The organism is Subtercola lobariae, assembly GCF_014640255.1.
In the GTDB taxonomy this organism is placed as follows: Bacteria; Actinomycetota; Actinomycetes; order Actinomycetales; family Microbacteriaceae; genus Subtercola; species Subtercola lobariae.
In genome coordinates this window covers 31,562-51,284 of the sequence record NZ_BMGP01000004.1, presented here as the reverse complement: position 1 = coordinate 51,284, position 19,723 = coordinate 31,562, and the positions used below count along the sequence as shown (strand labels likewise).

General features: G+C 65.9%; 19 protein-coding genes and 1 pseudogene. 17 read left to right on the top strand and 3 right to left on the bottom strand.

Annotated elements, in window-relative coordinates:
- The first annotated feature begins 121 nt into the window (after positions 1-121).
- On the top strand, positions 122-673 hold the full coding sequence (hpt, locus tag IEX24_RS11270) for a hypoxanthine phosphoribosyltransferase (RefSeq protein WP_188678330.1): 552 nt from the start codon (positions 122-124) through the stop codon (positions 671-673).
- Between the two features lie 126 nt (positions 674-799).
- Here hpt and IEX24_RS11265 read toward each other — a convergent pair whose 3' ends face one another.
- On the bottom strand, positions 800-2,338 hold the full coding sequence (locus IEX24_RS11265) for an MFS transporter (protein WP_229715261.1): 1,539 nt from the start codon (positions 2,336-2,338) through the stop codon (positions 800-802).
- 89 nt (positions 2,339-2,427) lie between these two features.
- On the opposite strand from IEX24_RS11265, the gene IEX24_RS11260 reads away from it, so the two are divergent.
- On the top strand, positions 2,428-3,135 hold the full coding sequence (locus tag IEX24_RS11260) for a TetR/AcrR family transcriptional regulator (RefSeq protein WP_188678326.1): 708 nt from the start codon (positions 2,428-2,430) through the stop codon (positions 3,133-3,135).
- 251 nt (positions 3,136-3,386) lie between these two features.
- On the opposite strand, the gene IEX24_RS11255 is transcribed toward IEX24_RS11260, so the two are convergent.
- Positions 3,387-4,922, bottom strand: coding sequence for an MFS transporter (locus IEX24_RS11255; protein ID WP_188678323.1), 1,536 nt, complete (start codon positions 4,920-4,922; stop codon positions 3,387-3,389).
- A gap of 316 nt (positions 4,923-5,238) precedes the next feature.
- Between IEX24_RS11255 and ftsH the strand changes: the two genes are divergently transcribed.
- The 15 genes and pseudogenes from ftsH (at position 5,239) to cls (ending at position 18,555) form a co-directional block, all read left to right on the top strand.
- Positions 5,239-7,251, top strand: coding sequence for an ATP-dependent zinc metalloprotease FtsH (ftsH, locus tag IEX24_RS11250; RefSeq protein ID WP_188679046.1), 2,013 nt, complete (start codon positions 5,239-5,241; stop codon positions 7,249-7,251).
- Between the two features lie 9 nt (positions 7,252-7,260).
- Positions 7,261-7,869: pseudogene (folE, locus tag IEX24_RS11245) on the top strand (GTP cyclohydrolase I); the annotation flags it as partial.
- A 116-nt stretch (positions 7,870-7,985) separates the two neighbouring features.
- Positions 7,986-8,873: a dihydropteroate synthase gene (gene folP, locus IEX24_RS11240; protein WP_229715260.1), complete on the top strand. Its 888-nt coding sequence runs from the start codon at positions 7,986-7,988 to the stop codon at positions 8,871-8,873.
- Positions 8,874-8,908: 35 nt separating this feature from the next.
- Positions 8,909-9,277, top strand: coding sequence for a dihydroneopterin aldolase (gene folB / locus IEX24_RS11235; RefSeq protein WP_229715259.1), 369 nt, complete (start codon positions 8,909-8,911; stop codon positions 9,275-9,277).
- A complete protein-coding gene (folK, locus tag IEX24_RS11230; RefSeq protein ID WP_188678319.1) occupies positions 9,277-9,801 on the top strand; it encodes a 2-amino-4-hydroxy-6-hydroxymethyldihydropteridine diphosphokinase in 525 nt (174 codons plus the stop codon). The genes folB and folK overlap by 1 nt, the downstream gene beginning before the upstream one ends.
- Positions 9,798-10,277 (top strand): DUF3180 domain-containing protein, encoded by a 480-nt coding sequence (locus IEX24_RS11225; RefSeq protein ID WP_188678316.1) that lies wholly within the window; start codon positions 9,798-9,800, stop codon positions 10,275-10,277. The genes folK and IEX24_RS11225 overlap by 4 nt, the downstream gene beginning before the upstream one ends.
- Before the next feature lie 4 nt (positions 10,278-10,281).
- On the top strand, positions 10,282-10,797 hold the full coding sequence (locus IEX24_RS11220) for a PH domain-containing protein (RefSeq protein ID WP_229715258.1): 516 nt from the start codon (positions 10,282-10,284) through the stop codon (positions 10,795-10,797).
- Positions 10,794-12,566, top strand: coding sequence for a PH domain-containing protein (locus IEX24_RS11215; protein ID WP_229715257.1), 1,773 nt, complete (start codon positions 10,794-10,796; stop codon positions 12,564-12,566). Before IEX24_RS11220 ends, IEX24_RS11215 begins: the two co-directional genes overlap by 4 nt.
- The gene (locus tag IEX24_RS11210) at positions 12,563-13,303 is read left to right on the top strand and encodes a Rossmann-like and DUF2520 domain-containing protein (RefSeq protein ID WP_188678314.1); all 741 of its coding nucleotides are present in this window, start codon (positions 12,563-12,565) and stop codon (positions 13,301-13,303) included. Before IEX24_RS11215 ends, IEX24_RS11210 begins: the two co-directional genes overlap by 4 nt.
- Before the next feature lie 351 nt (positions 13,304-13,654).
- On the top strand, positions 13,655-14,467 hold the full coding sequence (panC, locus tag IEX24_RS11205) for a pantoate--beta-alanine ligase (RefSeq protein ID WP_239083134.1): 813 nt from the start codon (positions 13,655-13,657) through the stop codon (positions 14,465-14,467).
- Between the two features lie 194 nt (positions 14,468-14,661).
- Positions 14,662-16,281, top strand: coding sequence for a lysine--tRNA ligase (lysS, locus tag IEX24_RS11200; protein ID WP_188678312.1), 1,620 nt, complete (start codon positions 14,662-14,664; stop codon positions 16,279-16,281).
- A gap of 7 nt (positions 16,282-16,288) precedes the next feature.
- Positions 16,289-16,453 carry a hypothetical protein gene (locus IEX24_RS11195; protein WP_188678310.1) on the top strand — a complete coding sequence of 55 codons (165 nt, stop codon included), beginning with the start codon at positions 16,289-16,291 and terminating at the stop codon, positions 16,451-16,453.
- On the top strand, positions 16,453-16,731 hold the full coding sequence (locus IEX24_RS11190) for a hypothetical protein (RefSeq protein WP_188678308.1): 279 nt from the start codon (positions 16,453-16,455) through the stop codon (positions 16,729-16,731). The genes IEX24_RS11195 and IEX24_RS11190 overlap by 1 nt, the downstream gene beginning before the upstream one ends.
- A 49-nt stretch (positions 16,732-16,780) precedes the next feature.
- Positions 16,781-16,939 carry a hypothetical protein gene (locus IEX24_RS11185; RefSeq protein WP_188678307.1) on the top strand — a complete coding sequence of 53 codons (159 nt, stop codon included), beginning with the start codon at positions 16,781-16,783 and terminating at the stop codon, positions 16,937-16,939.
- A gap of 158 nt (positions 16,940-17,097) precedes the next feature.
- Positions 17,098-18,555: a cardiolipin synthase gene (gene cls / locus IEX24_RS11180; protein WP_188679028.1), complete on the top strand. Its 1,458-nt coding sequence runs from the start codon at positions 17,098-17,100 to the stop codon at positions 18,553-18,555.
- An 84-nt stretch (positions 18,556-18,639) separates the two neighbouring features.
- Here the strand turns inward: cls and IEX24_RS11175 are convergent, their stop codons facing one another.
- Positions 18,640-19,704, bottom strand: coding sequence for a pirin family protein (locus tag IEX24_RS11175; protein ID WP_188678305.1), 1,065 nt, complete (start codon positions 19,702-19,704; stop codon positions 18,640-18,642).
- Between the last annotated feature and the right edge of the window lie 19 nt (positions 19,705-19,723).

Sequence of the window (19,723 nt, the reverse complement as noted above, 5' to 3'; positions counted from 1 at the left end):
CAAAACAGCGGCGATTTCGAGGGTGCGGGCCGCCATAGCGCTCACCGGGTCGAATTCTCCGCTGAAATCGTCACGTGAGCATCGGCTGCGGCGCCCAATGCGCGTTGGGTAGGCTGGCCGCATGGATTCCCGTGACGTCGAAGCCGACCTGTCGAAAGTTCTGATCACCGAAGCCGAGATTCACGCGAAGATAGCCGAACTCGCGCGGCGCATCGAGGCCGACTACGCCGGCCAAGACCTGCTGCTGGTAGGCGTGCTCAAGGGCGCGGTCATGGTGATGGCCGACCTCGCACGTGAGCTGCACCTGCCCGTCAGCATGGACTGGATGGCCGTCAGCTCGTACGGCAACAGCACCCAGTCGAGCGGCGTGGTGCGCATTCTCAAAGACCTCGACTCCGAGCTCGAGGGCCGCACGGTGCTCATCGTCGAAGACATCATCGACTCGGGGCTGACGCTCTCGTGGCTGCTGGCGAACCTACGCTCGCGCGGGCCGGCCTCGGTCGAGGTGTGCGCGCTGCTTCGCAAGCCTGACGCTGCGACGATTCAGCTGGATGTTCGGTACGTGGGTTTCGACATTCCGAACGAGTTCGTGGTGGGCTACGGCCTCGACTACGCGGAGAAGTATCGCAACCTCAAAGACATCGGCGTGCTGGCGCCGCACATGTACTCCTAGCGAAGGGTGTTACGCGGCGCCCGCGGCCCGCACCAACGCCTGCGCCTGCGTTAGCGCCAACGCCTGCGCGTGCGTTAGCGCCTGCGTTAGCGCCAGCACCCGGCGGTCGACACTGCGTGGCCTAGCTCAAGCCCCGGCGGGCGCAGCTTCAGGTGTGGTCTCTCGGCCGCCGCCGCCACCGGCCTGCTCGGCGGCAGCTGCGGCCTGCGCCTCACGTGCAGTCGCTTGTATCGTCGCTTTGCGCCCGAACAGCAGAGCCGCCATGATGCCGCCCGCCAAGAAGAAGCCAGCGGCGAGCCAGTACGCCAGCGCGTACCCCTGTACCGCAGCCTGCGCCACCACTCCGGGCGTCGTCGGCTGATTCGATGCGATGTAGTTCGTCACGCTGGTGGCGACAAGGGTGTTGAGCAGGGCGGTACTGATCGATCCACCCACTTGCTGGCTTGTGTTCACCATGGCCGAAGCCACACCCGCGTATTGCCTGTTCGCCCCGAGCGTCGCGGTTTGAATCGAGGCGGGCATGAGTGTGCCGATGGCCAGGCCCATCAGCATCAGCGGCGGCAGGATGTTCGCGGCATACGTGCTCGAAAGATCGAGCCGAGTCAGCCACACGAGAGCACCCGAAGCCATCACCATGCCGATCGGCACCAGCACTTTCGGCCCGAACCGAGGAACGAAAATGTTCGTGCCGAGCTGCGCCGCGAGCACGAGGCACGCGATCATGGGCAAGAACGACAGCCCGGTGGTGATGGGCGTGAAGCCCAGCGAGGTCTGCAAGAAGTAGGTGAGAAACAGGAAGATGGCGAACATGCCCGAGCCGGCGACGAACACTGACAAGTAGGCCGCACCTCGGTTGCGGTTCAACACGATGCTCAACGGCAGGAGCGGATGCTTGGCTCGCTGCTGCCACAGCACGAAGGCCACAAACAGAATTCCACTCGCGACCAGCATGCCCCAGGTCAGAACATCGCCCCAGCCGTCTGTTTCGGCGTTCGAGAACCCGTAGACGAGGGCGAAGAGCGCGCCAGAGACCAGAACCGTTCCGGGAATGTCGAGCCGAGGTCGTTCACCGACCCGTTTGACGCTCGGAACGAAAATGATGGCGCCGATGATCGCGATGATGGCGAAGAAGACGTTGATGTAAAGATTCCAGCGCCAGTTGACATCTTGGGTGAGGTAGCCACCCAGCAACAGCCCCACGGCGCCGCCCGCACCAGCGATGGCACCGAAAACGCCGAAGGCGCGAGAACGCTCTTTCGGAATGGTGAATGTGGTGGTCAGAACCGAGAGTGCGGTAGGCGCGAGCAGCGCACCGAAGGCGCCCTGAAGTGCTCGAGCAGCAACGAGTGTGCCGAAGCTATCGGCGGCGCCGCCCAGGGCGGAGGCGCCTGCGAAGCCGATGAGCCCGATAATGAAGGCACGCCGGCGGCCGATCAGGTCGGAGAGCCGCCCGCCGAGGAGGAGCAAACTGCCGAAGGCGAGCGAATACGCGGTGACCACCCATTGTCGGTCGCCGTTGGAGAATCCGAGGTCTTTCTGGGCTGCGGGCAACGCGATGTTCACGACGGTGGAGTCGAGCACCACCATGAGCTGCGCGAGCGCGACAGTGGCTAGCGTGAACCAGCGACGAGAAGATGCGGTAGGAGCCGCCAAATTGTCGGACATGTTTGATAGCATATACGGTACTTGCCAGTCTCGAATCAGAGCAGATGCTGAGAATCCGGCGGGTTCTACTCAGAAAGGCAGCCGCTGTAATGACGCAGATCGACGCGCCCCGAGCATCCATTAGACCGACGGTTGACGACACCGCCTACCGCACGGCGCAGCACGCCGGCGCCCAGGCGCCCGAAGGCCCCTCGAAGCTCGGTCGAAAGCGCGACCACACCCGCGACCCGGAGATTCTCGAAGCCGCACTCGATGTGCTGGCCGACACCGGTTACGACGGCATGACCATCGACATGGTGGCCGCTCGGGCCAAGGCAGGCAAGGCCACGCTCTATCGCCGCTGGCCCTCGAAGGCCCACCTCGTGCTCGATGCCGTAGCGTGCATGAAACAGAACCAGTTCGACGTCGACGGCCTGCCCGACACCGGCACGCTGCGCGGCGACCTGGTCGCCATGATCAAGCCGCACACGCTCGAAGACGCTGAGCGAAAACTCCAGATCATGGCCGGCGTCGTGTCGATGATCTCGCGCGATCCGGGGCTGGCCGAGGTGGTGAACGCGGCCATTATCGAGCCGCGCGCCGCCGTGAACCGCATACTCATGCAGCGTGCGCAAGAGCGGGGAGAGATCTCGGCCGACGCCGACATCGACACGCTCGCCATGATCAGCCCGTCGATGGCCGCATACCGCACCCTCATCTTGAAGAAACCCGTCGACCGCGAATTCGTGCTCTCGATCATCGACGGCGTGCTGCTGCCCGCGCTCGGCCTCGCCGTGCCGGCCCCGCAACCCGCCTGACGCGACCCGCGGCGCCGGCGCCCCGCCTGACGCGGCCGCCTCTCCACGGCCCGCCTGACGCGGCCGCCTCTCCGCGCCCCGCCTTTCCGCGCCCGGCCGCCGCACTGCTTCCCCCGCGCCGTCGCCCGCCGTCGCACCCTCGCGGCGCACGCATGGATCACGAAAATCGCCCCAAGACAAGAATCTTGGGGCGATTTTCGTGATCCATCTTCGCTGCCGCGCGGGGCGGGGCGGGGCGGGGGATGATCGGGCTAGTGCATGGCGACCAGGGGAGCGTCGTCAACGTCTTCGGCCTGCGCCTCAGCGTGAGCGGCGGTGGCTGTCGCCGCGACCGTCGACCGGCGCGTGTAGAGCAGCGCCGCAACGATGGCGCCGAGGGCGAAGAATGCCGCGCTCCACATGTAAGCGGTGTTGTAGCTGGCGATCTGTGCCGCCGCGACGACATCGGGTGATGCCGGCAGGTGCGATGCCACGTAGGTCGTCGCCGCAGTGGCTGCCAGCGTGTTCAGCAGCGCGGTGCCGATAGAGCCACCGACCTGTTGGCTGGTGTTCACCGTGGCCGAGGCGACTCCGGCGAATTGACGGTTCACCCCGAGGGTGGCGGTCTGCATCGCGGCCGGCATGATCGAGCCCATTGCAAGGCCGATGATGAGCAGCGGAGGCAGAATGTTCGCCACGTACGTGCTATTCGCGTCGAGGGTGGTGAGGTAGAGCATCCCGACGACCCCGATGACCATGCCGATCGGAACCATGAGCTTCGGCCCGAACCGCGGCACGAAAATGTTGGTCGACAGCTGCGCCGAGAGCACCAGCATGGCGATCATCGGCAAGAAAGCGGTACCTGTCTGAATGGGCGTGTAATGCAGCGACACCTCGAGGTAGTAGGTGACGAACAAGAAGATGCCGAACATGCCCGCGCCGGCGATCAGCACGGCGAGGTACGAGGCACCACGGTTGCGGTCCATCACCACCGCGAGGGGAAGCAGGGGGTGGGATGCCCGGCGCTGCCACAGCACGAATGCAACGAGCAGCACGCCGCTGGCTACCAAGAATCCCCAGCTCGAGGCCGATCCCCAGCCGTCGGTCTCAGCGTTCGAGAAGCCGTAGACCAGTGAGAAGAGCCCACCTGAAACGAGGATGGTGCCGGGAATGTCGAGCTTCGGGCGGGGGCCCGTGCGCGGCGCGGTGGTGACGAAGATGAGCGCACCGATGATGGCGAACACCGCGATGAAGACGTTGATGTAGAGGTTCCAGCGCCAGTTGAAGTTCTCGGTCAGCACACCGCCGAGCAGCAGGCCGACGGCGCCGCCGGCACCGGCGATCGCGCCGAACACACCGAACGCGCGAGCACGCTCTTTCGGAATGGTGAACGTGGTGGTCAGCACGGCGAGGGCGGTCGGAGCGAGCAAGGCGCCGAAGGCACCCTGCAAGGCGCGCGCGGCGACGAGAGTGCCGAAGCTGTCGGCAGCACCACCGAGGGCGGAGGCGACGGCGAAACCGATGAGGCCGATGATGAAGGTGCGCTTGCGACCCATCAGGTCGGAGAGGCGCCCGCCGAGCAGCAGCAGGCTGCCGAAGGCGAGGGAATAGGCGGTGACCACCCATTGGCGGTCGGCGTTCGAGAAGCCGAGGTCGGCCTGCGCGGCGGGCAGGGCGATGTTGACGACGGTGGAGTCGAGAACGACCATCAGTTGCGCGAGGGCGACAACGCTGAGAGTCCACCAGCGACGAGATGACGCGGCTGCGGCGTCTGGCGTAGCCGTAGATGCAGAAGGAGAGTGAGACATAATGGTAACTCTATACGGTACTGTCGAGTTTCGGAAATGAACAGTTCCTGAACTTACCCGGCTGAAACAAAAAGGCCGACGATGTCGTTATGCTTCGACACCGTCGGCTGCTACAAGGGCGAAACCGGGTTCTTCGCCCGATCATTCCCGATTCGCAAAAAAGTTTCACGAGAAAAAGTCTCGTCAACGCCGTTTAAGCGACGTGCGTTAAGCCCACGGGGAACACGCAGGGCACGTCCAGTCGGCGACGGGTAGCCTTAGCCAGTACTTGGTGACCAGAAAGGTGCCGGTTTTGCCGCAAGAACCGAAGAAAGACATGAGCTGGCGACGTATTTTTCGCTCGCCGATTCCCTACATAATTCTTGGCGCCATTGCCCTCTGGATAGGCTTCGGCCTCATCACGGGCTCGGGCTTCCAGCAGGTCTCGACCCAGCAAGGTCTCGAGTTTCTCAAAGACGGCAAGGTCTCGCAGGCGCTGATCGTCGACGGCGAACAGCGCGTCGATCTCACCCTGGCATCGCCCGACTCGAAGTACGGCTCGAAGGTGCAGTTCTACTACGTGGCACCGCGTGGCACCGAGGTCATCGACGCGGTCACCGCTGCAGCCCCGGCCGACGGCTTCAACGACCAGGTGCCGCAGACGAACTGGTTCGTCTCGCTGCTCGGCATTCTGCTGCCGGTCATTCTCATCGGCGCGTTCTTCTGGCTGATGCTCTCGGGCATGCAGGGCGGCGGCAACAAGGTCATGCAGTTCGGCAAGTCGAAGGCCAAGCTGGTGTCGAAAGACACCCCGAAGGTCACCTTCCAAGACGTCGCCGGTAACGACGAGGCCATCGAAGAGCTCGAAGAGATCAAAGACTTTTTGAAAGACCCGTCGAAGTTCTTGGCGGTGGGTGCTCGCATTCCGAAGGGTGTACTGCTTTACGGCGCTCCCGGTACCGGCAAGACGCTGCTTGCTCGAGCCGTCGCCGGTGAAGCGGGCGTTCCCTTCTACTCCATCTCGGGTTCTGACTTCGTCGAGATGTTCGTGGGTGTCGGCGCGAGCCGCGTTCGCGACCTGTTCGAACAGGCCAAGCAGAATTCGCCCGCCATCATCTTCATCGACGAGATCGACGCCGTGGGTCGTCACCGTGGCGCCGGCATGGGCGGCGGTCATGACGAGCGCGAGCAGACCCTCAACCAGTTGCTGGTGGAGATGGACGGCTTCGACGTGAAGACGAACGTCATTCTCATCGCCGCGACGAACCGCCCCGACATTCTCGACCCCGCACTGCTTCGCCCCGGCCGTTTCGACCGCCAGATCGGTGTGGATGCTCCCGACCTCAAAGGCCGTCAGCAGATTCTCGAGGTGCACGGTCGCGGCAAGCCCCTCGCCGCTGGCGTCGACCTCGAAGTGCTGGCTCGCAAGACGCCCGGCTTCACTGGCGCCGACCTCGCGAACGTGCTGAACGAGGCCGCGCTTCTCACGGCCCGCTCGAACGCGCAGCTGATCGACAATCGCGCGCTTGATGAGGCTGTCGACCGCGTCATGGCCGGCCCCCAGCGTCGCACCCGTATCATGCGCGACAAAGAGAAGCTCGTCACGGCCTACCACGAGGGCGGCCACGCTCTCGTTGCCACCGCGATGAACTACACCGACCCAGTGACCAAGATCACGATTCTGCCGCGCGGCCGTGCGCTCGGTTACACCATGGTGCTGCCGCTCGAAGACCGCTACTCGGTTTCGCGCAACGAACTGCTCGACCAGCTCGCGTACGCCATGGGCGGCCGCGTCGCCGAAGAGGTCGTCTTCCACGACCCCACCACGGGCGCGTCGAACGACATCGAGAAGGCCACCGACACGGCCCGCAAGATGGTGACCGACTACGGCATGAGTTCGAACGTCGGTGCCGTCAAGCTCGGCAGTGCATCCGGTGAGATGTTCTTGGGTCGCAACATGGGCCACGAGCGCGATTACTCCGACAGCGTGGCCGAGCAGGTCGACGCCGAGGTGCGCACGCTCATCGAAGCCGCGCACGACGAGGCCTGGCAGGTGTTGAACGACAACCGCGACATTCTCGACCGCCTGGCGACTGAGCTTCTCGAGAAAGAGACCCTCGACCAGCACGAGCTGGCCGAGATCTTCAAAGACGTTCGGCACCTGCCGCCCCGCCCGCAGTGGCTGTCGAGCGAGCGCCGCCCGGTCTCGTCGATTCCGCCGGTGGAGTTCGTCAAGGCGAAGGCGCCCATCGACATGGGCGCCACCGACGGCGGCATCTCGAGCGAGCCTGAGCTCGAGCCGAAGCCCAAGCGGGCACCGCAGAGCACTCCGCGGCCCGCAACCGCCTAAGCACCACGCATAGCTGTCGTGGTAGATCAGGCACGTATCGAAAAAGCTGTGCTCGAGCTTCTCGAGGCGATCGGTGAAAACCCCGCTCGCCCCGGGCTCGAGAGCACGCCGCAGCGCGTGGCCGACGCTTACGCCGAGTTCTTCTCGGGCGTAGGCGTCGACGCGCGTGCGGCGCTCGGTGAGACCTTTCCGCTCGACGCCAGCGATAGCGACAGCGGTGCGAGCGGCACCGCCGACCGCGCTGGCGCCGAACCCGTGCTCATGCGCGACATACGGTTTCGTTCGGTCTGTGAACACCATCTGCTGCCCTTTCTCGGCACCGCGCACATCGCCTACGTGCCGAGCGACCGGCTCGTCGGCCTCGGCCGGCTGCCCGCTCTCGTCGACGTTCTGGCCTCTCGCCCTCAACTGCAAGAGCGTCTGGGCGAGCAGATCGCCGAGACCCTGTCAGACGGTCTGGATGCCCGGGGCGTGCTCGTGGTGCTCGAAGCAACCCATGGCTGCGTGACTTTTCGCGGCCCTCGGCAGACCGAGAGCAGCACGGTCACCATCGCGAGCCGCGGCACCCTCGCCGAACCCGCCGCGCGCGCAGAACTCATGGCGCTGATCGCTGCACCTCCGGCTGCCGTAGCACCTGCCGCGGCAGCCGTTCCACCCGCCGCTGCAGCCGTTTCACCTGCCGCCGGCGATCTGCCCGCTGCCGCCGGCGAATCGAGTGCGCACGGAGTAGCCCTATGACCGATGTCGGCGCCGCGTTCTCACAACGCCGGCGCCAGCAGTCTGACGCAGCGAAGCCGAACTGGCAGGCGCTGCCCACCGGGCGCAGCCTCATCATGGGCGTGCTCAATGTGACGACGGACTCGTTCAGCGACGGCGGCCGATGGCTTCGCACCGAGGCCGCCATCGCCCACGGGGTAGAGCTCGCAGCCGCCGGCGCCGACCTCATCGACGTGGGTGGTGAGTCGACGAGGCCGGGCGCCAGGCGCATTCCGGTCGCCGAAGAGCAGAGCCGCGTCATCCCGGTGATCACCGAACTCGCCCGGCGCGGCATCGCCCTCAGCGTCGACACCATGAACGCCTCGACCGCCGAAGCCGCCATCGAGGCCGGCGCCGTGATCGTGAACGACGTCTCGGGCGGCCTGAGCGACGAGGGCATGCGCGACGTCATCATCAGGCTCGACGCCCCGTTCATCGTGTCGCACTGGCGCGGTCACAGCGCCACCATGAACCAGAAGGCGACCTACACCGACGTCGTCAGAGAGGTCGCGGGCGAACTCGAATATCGCGTCGCCGAGTTGGTCGTGCGCGGAGTCAACCCCGACAAGCTGCTCATCGACCCCGGGCTCGGTTTCGCGAAGAACTCCGAGCACAACTGGAAGATCTTGGGCCACCTCGACCACTTCACCCGCATCGGCCTGCCGGTGGTCATCGGCGCTTCGCGCAAGCGCTTTCTCGGCGAGCTGGTGCCTGAGGGTGCGCCGATGGATGACCGTGACTTCGTCTCTGCGGTGACCGCCGCACTCGCCGCCGAGGCCGGCGCCTGGGCGGTGCGCGTGCACGACGTCGAGACCACGAAAGCCGCGCTGTCGGTAGCCGAGCAGTGGAAGCGGGGGGCTCGATGAGTGACGAGAGCAGAGCATCCGCTAGTCTGCGAATCGTGCCTATTGAACCCGACTCTCTGACACTGACAGGCCTGCGTGTGCAGGCACACCATGGCGTCTACGACTTCGAACGTCGCGATGGCCAGCCCTTCGTCATCGACCTGACCGTGTGGCTCAATACGTCGGGCGCCGCGGCGGCAGACGACCTCGACCAGACTCTGAATTACGGTGAACTGGCGGTCGAAGTGACCGACGCGGCCACGAACGAGCCCGTCGATCTCATCGAGACGCTCGCCGAACGAGTAGCCCAGGTCGTGCTCGCCCACGACGTGGCGCAGAGGGTTCGCGTCACAGTGCATAAGCCAGAAGCGCCTATCACTGTGCCGTTCAGCGACGTGTCGATCAGCATCACTAGGAGCCGGTGATGAGGCAAGAGAAGCTGCGCCCGACGCTGCCTGCCGTGATCGCTCTCGGCAGCAACCTGGGCGACCGCGAGGCGATTCTGCGTGCGGCCGTGGCCGAGATCGGGCGCACCGACGGCATCATCGTCGACGCGGTGTCGAGCCTCTACGAGACCGATGCGCTGAAGCCCGAGGGTATCGATCTGAGCGCTCCGGCCTATTTGAATGCGGTGCTGCTCGTGCGTTCGGCGCTGCAGCCGCACGCGCTGCTCGAGGCGCTGCACGTGGTGGAGCAGGCGCACGATCGCGTGCGCGTCGAACGCTGGGGCGACCGCACTCTCGACCTCGACATCATCACGTTCGCCGGTCTCGAGCAGCACGACGACACGTTGACGTTGCCGCATCCGCGTGCCCATGAACGCGCCTTCGTGCTGGCGCCGTGGCACGAGATTCAGCCGAACGCAGAGCTGCCGGGCCATGGCCCCATCACTCCGTTGCTCGCGGCGACCTACGAGAGCCCCCGATTGTATGCGCGGTGGGAACGATGAAGCGCACCCGCCCGCTCACCCTCGTTCTGCTCGGCCTCGCCGGCGCAGTGGTCGGCTTCTTCGTCGAAGTGGGCCTCGCCTCGTCGGGGCAGCCCATCATCTCGCTGCCCATCTCGCTCTCGATCACCCTCGTGGCGGCCGGGGCGATCGTGGTTGTGCTCGCTGTGCCCATTGCGCGCGCCATTCGCGGAACCAACCTGAACCCCATCAACCCGTTCCGCGCGATGCGCGTCGCTGTGCTGGCGAAGGCCTCGAGCATGGTCGGGTCGCTGATCGCGGGCGTCGGCCTCGGCGTGGTGGTCTACTTGCTGTCGCGGGCGGTCGTTCCGGCGGTCTCATCGCTCTGGCTGGCCATCGCCGCTGCCGTGGCGGGAGTTGTGCTGCTGGCCTGCGGGCTCGTGGCCGAGAAGCTCTGCACCCTTCCCCCAGAAGATCCCGATCACCGGGAGCCGGCCCCCGACCGGCGGTTAAGCTGAGCAGGTGAGCAAAACCACTGACTCGCGTCGGCTGTCTGCAGCTCGTTTCGAAGAACCGGGTAGCGACTGGCAGCGAGTCAGCCCCAAGTACGTGGCCGTCGAAATCGCTGCTTCTCTGGTGACCGGCGTGATCTTCGCTGCGATCAGCGTGTTCTTCATCGTGGTGGTGGGCTGGTGGTTCGGCTGGTGGATGCTCGGGGCGAGCATCCTCATCGCCCTGATCTTGCTCGTGGTGGCCCCGCGCCGCGCTCGGGCCATCGGGTATCAGCTGCGTGCCGACGACCTGCTGATGCGCCGCGGAATCATGTTCTTTCGTGTGGTCGCCGTTCCCTACGGGCGCATGCAGCTCATCGACGTGAATCGGGGGCCGCTCGGGCGGCTGCTCGGGCTGAGCGACCTGAAGTTCGTGACGGCTGCCGCCACGACGGCGGTGTCGATTCCGGGGTTGCCCGAGGCGGTGGCCGACGAGTTGCGCGACCGGCTGGTGGCACTGGCCGAGACCCGAAGGTCGGGGTTGTGAGCGACTCGGGCGCGGCGCCTGTCGGCATCGGGCTGCACGCGGGCCCGGCGGAGTCGACTTCGGGCGCGGCGCCGGCGGCGTCTGCGATGCACGCGCCGGTCTGGTCGAGCCCATCGGGCACGCCCGGCGAGCCGTCGGCACCGATCACACCGCCCGCGCGCGGGTACGCTGCGCGGCTCGCCGACGGTGAGTGGCACCGGCTGTACTGGGCGTCGCCGCTGCTCAAGGGCGGGTTCGCGCTTGTGGCGATTCTGTGGTTCATTCTGGCAAACCTGCGCGAGCGCCTCGTCGACCTGTTTCTGCCGACCGGGCCGGTCGACGGCGGGGGAGGCCCCGGGTCTGGCCCCGGCCCCGGCGCCGGCGATAACGGCGACATCGTGGCGCTCGTCTACGACCACGGCCAGACCGGAATCGCGCTGCTGATCATCGCGGGTGTGCTGGTGCTCTCGATCGCCGCCTTCGCGGTGGCCTGGCGCATGCACAGTTTTCGCATAAGTGACGAAGCGGTCGAGGTGAGAAACGGGGTGCTTTTTCGCCACAACAGGCAGGCGCGGCTCGACCGGATTCAGAGCATCCACATCACCCGACCGTTCTTCGCGCGGCTGTTCGGGGCGGCGAAGATCGAGCTGAGCGTGGCGGGGCAAGACGCGAAGGTCGACCTGGCGTATCTGGGGTCGGGGCAGGTCGACGAGCTTCGACGCGAGATCTTACGCCGGGCATCCGGAGTGCAGGCTCCGGGTTCACCGGGCGGATCGACGAGCTCTCGTGACGTGGCCGACGAAGCCACCGCGCAACCAGGGCTCGTCAACAGGCGGCTGCAAGAGCTGCTTGCGCCCGAACTCGACCCCGCCGAAGCGATGGCCGAGTCGGTGGTGAAAATCACCCCACTGCGGCTGATCGGGTCGCTGGTGCTGAGCGAGTTCACGGTGTTCTTGCTGCTCGTGGTCGCGGCGCTCATCGTGTCGTCGAGCTGGGTGCATCACGCGTTCATTCTGGTGCTGCTGCTGCCGAGCCTTCTGGGTTCGCTGGGGTTCTATGTGCGGCGGTTCACGAAGTCGGCGCGGTATTCCATCGCCGCGACGCCCGACGGCGTGCGCATCGGGTTCGGGCTGCTCACCACGAGCAACGACACGCTGCCGCCCGGGCGAATACACGCCATCGAGGTGACCCAGCCGTTGCTGTGGCGCCCCTTCGGCTGGTGGATGATTCGCATCAACCGTGCCGGCCACGCGTCATCGCACGGTTCGGCGAGCCAGCATCACACGCTGCTGCTGCCGGTGGGTCGCCAGGCCGATGTCGACAAGGTGCTTGGCCTGCTGCTGCCGGGCCTGACCGGCGCCGAGACCCAGCACCTCGTGGTGGCCGGGCTCTCCGCCTCACACGGTGCGGGCTTCACAGGTGCCCCCGGGCGCGCCATCGTGCTGCGCCCCTTCTCGTGGCGGCGCACGGGGTACGCCACCACGGCCGATGCGGTGCTGCTTCGTTCGGGGTTCTTCTGGCGCCGGCTCATGGTGGTGCCGCTGGCCCGCATGCAGAGCCTGCACGTGGCGCAAGGCCCGGTGCGGCGGATGCTCGGCCTCGCCGCCCTGCACTTCATCACCATCGCGGGGCCCGTGCGGGCCAGTCTCGGCGTCATCGATCGCGGGCTCGCCGTTGCCGCCTTCGAGTCACTCTCGGCGGCTGCCATCGTGGCGGCTGCCGCCGACTCCTCGCACCGCTGGGCAGCCGCGACGGTGCTGCCGGCACGACGAACAGGACGACACGTATGACCCCCACGAACCCCGCGCAACGATCGGGGCGGCTCGGAATCGGCATCATCGGCGCGGGCCGGGTGGGGCCTGTGCTGGGTGCAGCGCTGGCCGGGGCCGGCCACGCGATCGTGGGTGTTGCCGCGGTGTCGGAGTCGAGCCGCGAGCGCGCCGAGGTGATGTTGCCGGGCGCGCCGATTCTCGATATTCCGCTGCTCATCGAGCGCAGCGAACTCGTGCTCATCGCGGTGCCGTCGAGCGAGCTCGAAGCATTGGTCGCGGGGCTCGCGGCGACAGGAGCGTGGCAGCCCGGCCAGCTCGTGGTGCACACCGCGCCGGGGTTCGGTATAGGAGTGCTCGCACCGGCGCTTGCCGCCGGAGCGATACCGCTCGCGCTCCACCCCGCCATGGCTTTCACCGGCTCGAGCATCGACATCAACCGCCTCGCCGGAACCTACTTCGCGGTCACCGCTCCCACGCCCGTGCTGCCGATCGGCCAGGCCCTCGTGGTGGAGATGGGCGGCGAACCTGTGGTGATTGCCGAACGAGACCGGGCGGCTTACGCAGAGGCCATCGAGACCGCCACGACGTTCTCGAGCGCCATCGTCGACCAAGCCACGGGCATCCTGAGCTCGATCGGTATACCTTCGCCCGGTCGGGTGCTGGCTCCGCTCGTGCGCTCGTCGGTCGAGAACGCACTGCAGCGGGCCGCGGGCCCCGACGATGCCTTCGGTTTAGGTCTAGAGGCCGGCCTGTAGCGGGCTGTCCGTCTCGTCGGCGCGATGGGCTCGGGGCGAGAGGGCGGCGTGTAGCGAGTAGCATCGTCTGGTATCGCGCTCAAGCCGGGCCGCCCTCGTGGGCCCGAATCCGGCCGCAGCGCACATCACGTGAGGCCGCAGTGCGGCCCGCGAAGCTACGACGCTTCGCGCAGAGAAGGAGAACCCGTGCCGACACTCGCTGTCACGATCGATGACGTGCGCGCCGAGATCGCCGCGGCGCGCGCGAATGCCCGCGCGTCTGCTGCCACCCAGGCAGGCGCCACGGCTTCATCAGGCCACGCTGCGGGTGCCGACACTGCCGACACCGAAGGGCGACCCTCGGCCGAAGACCTGAGCCGGGCATCCGCTGGCCGCGTCGCGCTCGTGCCCACGATGGGTGCGTTGCACGCCGGGCACCTGGCGCTGATCGCCCGCGCTCGCGAGATCGCCGACATCGTGGTGGTCTCGATCTTCGTGAACCCGCTGCAGTTCAACGAGAGCGAAGACCTCGACCGCTACCCGCGCGCTCTCGACGCAGACCTCGCCACCATCGAGGCGGCGTCAGGGGGCGCCCCCACCATCGTCTTCGCCCCAAGTGTCGCCGAGATGTACCCCGACGGCAAGACGCAGACGAAGCTCACCGCCGGAAACGTGGGCAACCTGCTCGAGGGCCGCAGCCGGGCCGGCCACTTCGACGGAGTGCTCGTCGTCGTGAACAAACTGCTGGGCATCGTGCAGCCCGATGCGGTGCTGTTCGGGCAGAAAGATGCCCAGCAGGTCTTCGTGGTGAGCCGAATGGTTCGCGACCTGAACATTGCGGTCACGGTAGAAGTCGTCGAGACCGTTCGCGAGAAAGACGGTCTCGCGCTGTCGAGCCGCAACCGTTTTCTCGACGAGCGTGAGCGCCTCGCCGCCCGCGTGCTCTCGCACACCCTCGAAGCCGCCGATTCGGCTGCCGACGGCGGAATCGACGCCGTCATCGCCGCGGCCCAGTCGGCCAGCATGGGCGAGCCGCTGGTCGACCTCGAGTACCTCGCCGTGGTGAACCCCACCACGTTTCTTCCGGTCGACGACGGCTACCACGGTAAAGCCATCGTGCTCGTGGCGGCCCGCGTGGGCGCTACCCGCCTGATCGACAACGCCCTCGTCTACCTCGGCGGCTGACCGCGCACTCTGCCCTCCCTGCTTTCCCACCCTCCCTGCCCCCGCGCCCGCCTCAGGTGCTCGGTTTGTCGCAAAGGCACCTTAACGGGCCTGAAGAGGTGCTTTTTCGTCAAACGGATGCGCGAAGGTGGGTGCGACAAGCCTCTCAGGGCGCGCCGGGTAAACTTGGGGCGACTTCAAGGAGCCCCTTTCGCATGACGAGCAACCCCGAACATCCATTCGCGCCCGCTGAGGCGAACGCCGACCTCAGCGCGGCAGCGGCAGCCGCCGAGGCCCTGGCGAACGATGCCGCGGCCGAAGAGCGCGCGGCCGAAGAAGCGGCTGAGGCTGCCGCGGCCAGCGAGCAGCAGGTCATTCGTATGGCCAAGCGCGAACGGATGCTCGAAACCGGCCTCGAGGCGTACCCCGTCGGTGTTCCCGTGACCACCACCATCGCAGCGGTTCGCGCGAAATACCCCGAACTCGCCGCCGACGAAACGACGGGCGATGTGATGGGCCTGGCCGGCCGAGTGGTGTTTCTGCGCAACAAGGGCAAGCTCTGTTTCGTGTCGCTGCAGGCCGGCGACGGCACGCGAATTCAGGGCATGTTCTCGCAGGCGCTGATCGGCGAAGAGTCACTCGCGGTTTTCAAAGAGCTGGTCGACCTGGGCGATCACCTGTTCATCAACGGCGAAGTGATTTCGTCGCGCACCGGCGAGCTCTCGGTGATGGTTGCCGCATGGCAGATCGCCTCGAAGGCGCTGCTGCCGCTGCCGAACCTGCATTCCGAGCTCAGCGAAGAGACGCGCATGCGCGCCCGGTACCTCGACCTCATCGTGCGCGACGAGGCTCGCGTCATGGTGCGCACCCGCGCCGCGGTGGTGGCGAGTCTGCGCAAGACGTTCGACGACCGCGCCTACATCGAGGTCGAGACGCCCATGCTGCAGACCATGCACGGCGGCGCGGCGGCCCGCCCGTTCTCGACGCACTCGAACGCGTTCGACACCGAGCTGTACCTGCGCATCGCGCCCGAGCTGTTCTTGAAGCGCGCCGTGGTGGGCGGAATCGACCGCGTGTTCGAGATCAACCGCAACTTTCGAAACGAAGGCGCCGACTCCACGCATTCGCCGGAGTTCGCGATGCTCGAGGCGTACGAAGCCTACGGCGACTACAACACCATGGCCGAACTGACGCAGACGCTGATTCAGAACGCGGCGCTCGCCGTCGCGGGCTCGCACGTGGTCACCTGGGCCGACGGCACCGAGTACGACCTCGGCGGTGACTGGGATCGCATCAGCATGTACGAGTCGCTGAGCGAGGCTATTCAAGCGAAGTACGGTTCGGCGGGCATCCACGTCACCCCACAGACAGGCACCGACGAACTGAAGGCGCTCGCCGAAGCCGAGGGCGTCGAGGTGCACGTGCCGAACCACGGCAAGTACGTCGAGGAGCTGTGGGAGCACTTCGTCAAGGGCGACCTCGTGCGGCCCACCTTCGTCATGGACTTTCCGCTCGAGACCAGCCCGCTCACCCGCTCGCACCGGTCGATCGAGGGCGTCGTTGAAAAGTGGGATCTGTACATTCGCGGTTTCGAGCTCGCGACGGCGTACTCTGAACTCGTCGACCCGGTGATTCAGCGCGAAAGGTTCATCGAGCAGGCACGCCTCGGCGCGGCCGGCGACGATGAGGCCATGCGCCTCGACGAAGAGTTTCTGCGTGCGCTCGAATTCGGCATGCCGCCCTCGGGCGGGCTCGGAATGGGCATCGACCGGCTGCTGATGGCCCTCACCGGGCTCGGCATTCGTGAGACCATTCTTTTTCCGCTAGTGAAGTGAACTTGACATGAGTTACATACCCGAAGAGCCTGCCAAAAGGAGTGCCGATCCCGACGACAAGACACCGAAGAAGCCGTCGAGCGGGCGAATTGCGATCTGGGTCGGGGTGGCCGCCGTCGGGCTGTACTTCTTGATCAGCGGAATCTACGGCATCGTTACGGGAGGCCACTGATGAGTTCACTCGAACCCGGTAAGCCCGGGGGGCTCGACGGGCCGCCCGTCTCGGGCGACAAGCGCGCGCTGAGTGCGACTGACGCGCTGAGTGCGTCTGATGAGAATTCGAATACAAGTGATGCGGATGCGCCTGAGCAGGCGAAGACCCCCGAAGAGCTGGCGGCCGAAGAACACGAGAAACACCGCAGGCTCGTCGCTGCCCGCCTCATTGTGGCGGGAGTCGGACTGACGTTCTTGATCGTGGGATTCGTCGACTTCATCACAAAGTCCCACTGAGAGCGGCCGAGATTCGCCTCACTTTTTGAAGGCGTATTGTTGAAGAGTTATGGATGGCATCTGGGCTGACTTCGCTGCGCTACTGCCGACGGTCGCCGTCGGCCTTCTGTTCTGGTTCATCATGCGAGCGATCATGCGCTCTGACAAGACCGAACGCAAGACTCTGGCGAAGTACGAGGACGAAGAGCGCGCCAAGCGCGGGCTGTAGAGCTGTTTCACGCCGCTTCCCGGACGGCCTGGGGTGTCGCACTAGCTGCGCGGGCGCGCCCGCCAAGACGATACGGTTGACTAGCTGATTCGCGTCAACATGATTTGCGTCAACGTGTTTTGCGTCAACGGAAGGTGCTGCCCATCGACGGGTCTGAGATGGTCGCCATCGTCATCGTTCTGCTTTTTCTGTTCGATCTCGGCGTTCGAATCACCGCCATCATCGTGGTGCCCCGAAACAGGCGGCCGAGTTCGGCGATGGCCTGGTTGCTCGCCATCTTCTTGATCCCGTACCTCGGGTTGATCGTCTTTCTGATCATCGGTAGTTACAAACTGCCCAAGAAACGGCGAGACAAACAGCAAGCGATCAACGACTTCATCATCGAGACCACCGAAGGTATCGATCAGGTCAGCAACGATCATCCATGGCCCGCGTGGTTGCGATCTGTGGTCGAGCTCAACCGCCACCTCGGCGCCATGCCTCTGGTGGGTGGAAACAAGGCCAGGCTGATCGGCGACTACGCGCAGTCGCTCGCCGAGATGACCGCCGACATCAACACCGCCACGCGTTTCGTGCACTGCGAGTTCTACATCATGTCGTACGACCCGGCGACCAAGTTGTTCTTCGGGGCGCTCGAGGCGGCGGTGAAGCGCGGGGTGATCGTTCGGGTGTTGCTCGACCACGTGGCATCCATTCGCTCGCCGGGCCACCGCCGCACGATCAAACAGCTGAAGAAGATCGGCGTCAGCTGGAGCTTCATGCTGCCCGTTCAGCCCTACCGGGGCAGATGGCAGCGGCCCGATCTGCGCAACCATCGCAAGGTGCTCGTCATCGACGGGCGCGTGGGATACATGGGGTCGCAGAACCTGATCGACCGCAGCTACAACTCGCGCGCCAATAAGCGACGCGGTCTGCAGTGGAGAGACATCATGACGCGGGTGCAGGGCCCCATTGTGAACGGTCTGAACGCCATTTTCATCACCGATTGGTACAGCGAGACCAACGAATTGCTGCTGCGCGAGACCGAGGCGATCACGCCCGCCGTAGTGTTCGACACCGATGATGCGCTCGACTGCCAGGTGGTGCCGAGCGGGCCCGGCTTCGACGGCGAGAACAATCTGCGCCTCTTTCTGGCGCTGCTGTATTACGCGCAGAAACGCATCATCATCACGTCGCCGTACTTCGTGCCCGACGACTCGATGCTCTACGCCATCACGACTGCCACGCAGCGCGGGGTCGAGGTGCAGCTGTTCGTCTCGGAGATCGGCGACCAGGCGCTCGTCTACCACGCTCAACGTTCGTACTACGAGGCGCTGCTGCGGGCGGGCGTGCAGATCTGGATGTACCGGGCGCCGTACATCTTGCACGCGAAGCACTTCACGATCGACGACGATGTGGCGGTGATCGGGTCGAGCAACATGGACATCCGCTCGTTCAGCCTCAACATGGAGGTCTCGATGATGGTGCGCGGCGCGTCGTTTGTGCGTGACATGCGCGTGGTTGAAGACGGCTATCGAGCGCAGAGCCGCGAGCTCACGCTCGACGAGTGGGAGAAGCAGCCCCTCCGTTCGACCATCCTCGACAACCTCGCGCGGCTGACCTCCGGCCTGCAGTAGCCGCTGGTTGAGTAGCGGCGTAGCCGCGTATCGAAACCGAGTCGAGGTGCGGTTTTTCGATACGCCTCGCTGTCGCGTGGCTACTCAACCGGCGGGCGGGTCAGGGCGGGGCTTCAGGCGCACGGAGGGGAGCGCGGGAGCGGGCAGCGGGCCGCCCTCGAAGTCGGGCGCGGTGCCGGGCAGGGTGGGCACGAAGAAGCCCTCGGTTCCGGGCGGCGCGGGAGTATCGATGCCGACGGCCTCCGCCTGCCAAGCGGCACGATAGGCGACCACTTCTTCGTGAGTGCGGCCCACGAAGTTCCACCACATGAGAATCTTCTCGCCGAGGGGTTCGCCGCCGATAAGTAACAATCGCGCGGGGGCATCGGCGGCCGTAATGGTAAGACTCGAGCATCCGGGGGCCAGATACGCCAGCTCGTGCTGCTCGACGATTCGGTTCAGGATGCTCGCCCGCCCAGAATCGATCAACACTCCGTGTTCGTGCTCTGCTGACACGTCGAGCGTGACACTGCCGCCCGCCGGCAGATCGATCTGCGCAGCCACCAGCGCACTGAACGTCAGCGCCTCGGCGAACACGCCGCCCAGTGTGCCCATGAACACCTGAAGCTGCGCATCGCCGACGCTGACCTTCTTCGAGACATGGCTCTCGAATGACGGCAGGCGGTGCCGCTCGGCGTCGGGCAGTGCGACCCAGAGCTGAGCGCCGTGCAGCGTCGTAGTGCCGGGCGTCGATACCTCAGAGTGGCTCACGCCTCGGCCCGCCGTCATCAGGTTGAGTTCACCCGGGCGCACGAGGGCGTAGCTGCCCACGCTGTCGCGGTGCTCTATCTCGCCTTCGAAGAGCCAGGAGACTGTCTGCAGTCCGGTGTGCGGGTGCGGTGGCACGCGCATCCCGCCGGTCGCCGCCACAGTCTCGGGGCCGTAGTGATCGAGAAAGCACCACGCGCCGATCATGCTGCGCGCCTTGCTCGGCAGGGTTCGGCGCACCGTCATGGCCCGGGGGCCGCCGAGCGGAACCTCGCGCGGAGTCAGAATCTCGAGCGCAGGTTCGGTGCCCACCGTCCCGTCGGGGAGCACCGTAGGAGCGCCGGCCGGCGTGCCGTTCGAACACTCGGTGACTTCGGCGGGATCGCGCTCGAGGTTGCTCATGGTGTAATCGTAGAAGCCC

Excerpts from the sequence above, each read along its gene's own strand:
- hpt (WP_188678330.1), top strand. The coding sequence starts at position 122 with ATGGATTCCCGTGACGTCGAAGCCGACCTGTCGAAAGTTCTGATCACC.
- IEX24_RS11265 (WP_229715261.1), bottom strand. The coding sequence starts at position 2,338 with ATGTCCGACAATTTGGCGGCTCCTACCGCATCTTCTCGTCGCTGGTTC.
- IEX24_RS11260 (WP_188678326.1), top strand. The coding sequence starts at position 2,428 with ATGACGCAGATCGACGCGCCCCGAGCATCCATTAGACCGACGGTTGAC.
- IEX24_RS11255 (WP_188678323.1), bottom strand. The coding sequence starts at position 4,922 with ATGTCTCACTCTCCTTCTGCATCTACGGCTACGCCAGACGCCGCAGCC.
- ftsH (WP_188679046.1), top strand. The coding sequence starts at position 5,239 with ATGAGCTGGCGACGTATTTTTCGCTCGCCGATTCCCTACATAATTCTT.
- folP (WP_229715260.1), top strand. The coding sequence starts at position 7,986 with ATGACCGATGTCGGCGCCGCGTTCTCACAACGCCGGCGCCAGCAGTCT.
- folK (WP_188678319.1), top strand. The coding sequence starts at position 9,277 with ATGAGGCAAGAGAAGCTGCGCCCGACGCTGCCTGCCGTGATCGCTCTC.
- IEX24_RS11225 (WP_188678316.1), top strand. The coding sequence starts at position 9,798 with ATGAAGCGCACCCGCCCGCTCACCCTCGTTCTGCTCGGCCTCGCCGGC.
- IEX24_RS11210 (WP_188678314.1), top strand. The coding sequence starts at position 12,563 with ATGACCCCCACGAACCCCGCGCAACGATCGGGGCGGCTCGGAATCGGC.
- lysS (WP_188678312.1), top strand. The coding sequence starts at position 14,662 with ATGACGAGCAACCCCGAACATCCATTCGCGCCCGCTGAGGCGAACGCC.
- IEX24_RS11195 (WP_188678310.1), top strand. The coding sequence starts at position 16,289 with ATGAGTTACATACCCGAAGAGCCTGCCAAAAGGAGTGCCGATCCCGAC.
- IEX24_RS11190 (WP_188678308.1), top strand. The coding sequence starts at position 16,453 with ATGAGTTCACTCGAACCCGGTAAGCCCGGGGGGCTCGACGGGCCGCCC.
- IEX24_RS11185 (WP_188678307.1), top strand. The coding sequence starts at position 16,781 with ATGGATGGCATCTGGGCTGACTTCGCTGCGCTACTGCCGACGGTCGCC.
- cls (WP_188679028.1), top strand. The coding sequence starts at position 17,098 with ATGGTCGCCATCGTCATCGTTCTGCTTTTTCTGTTCGATCTCGGCGTT.
- IEX24_RS11175 (WP_188678305.1), bottom strand. The coding sequence starts at position 19,704 with ATGAGCAACCTCGAGCGCGATCCCGCCGAAGTCACCGAGTGTTCGAAC.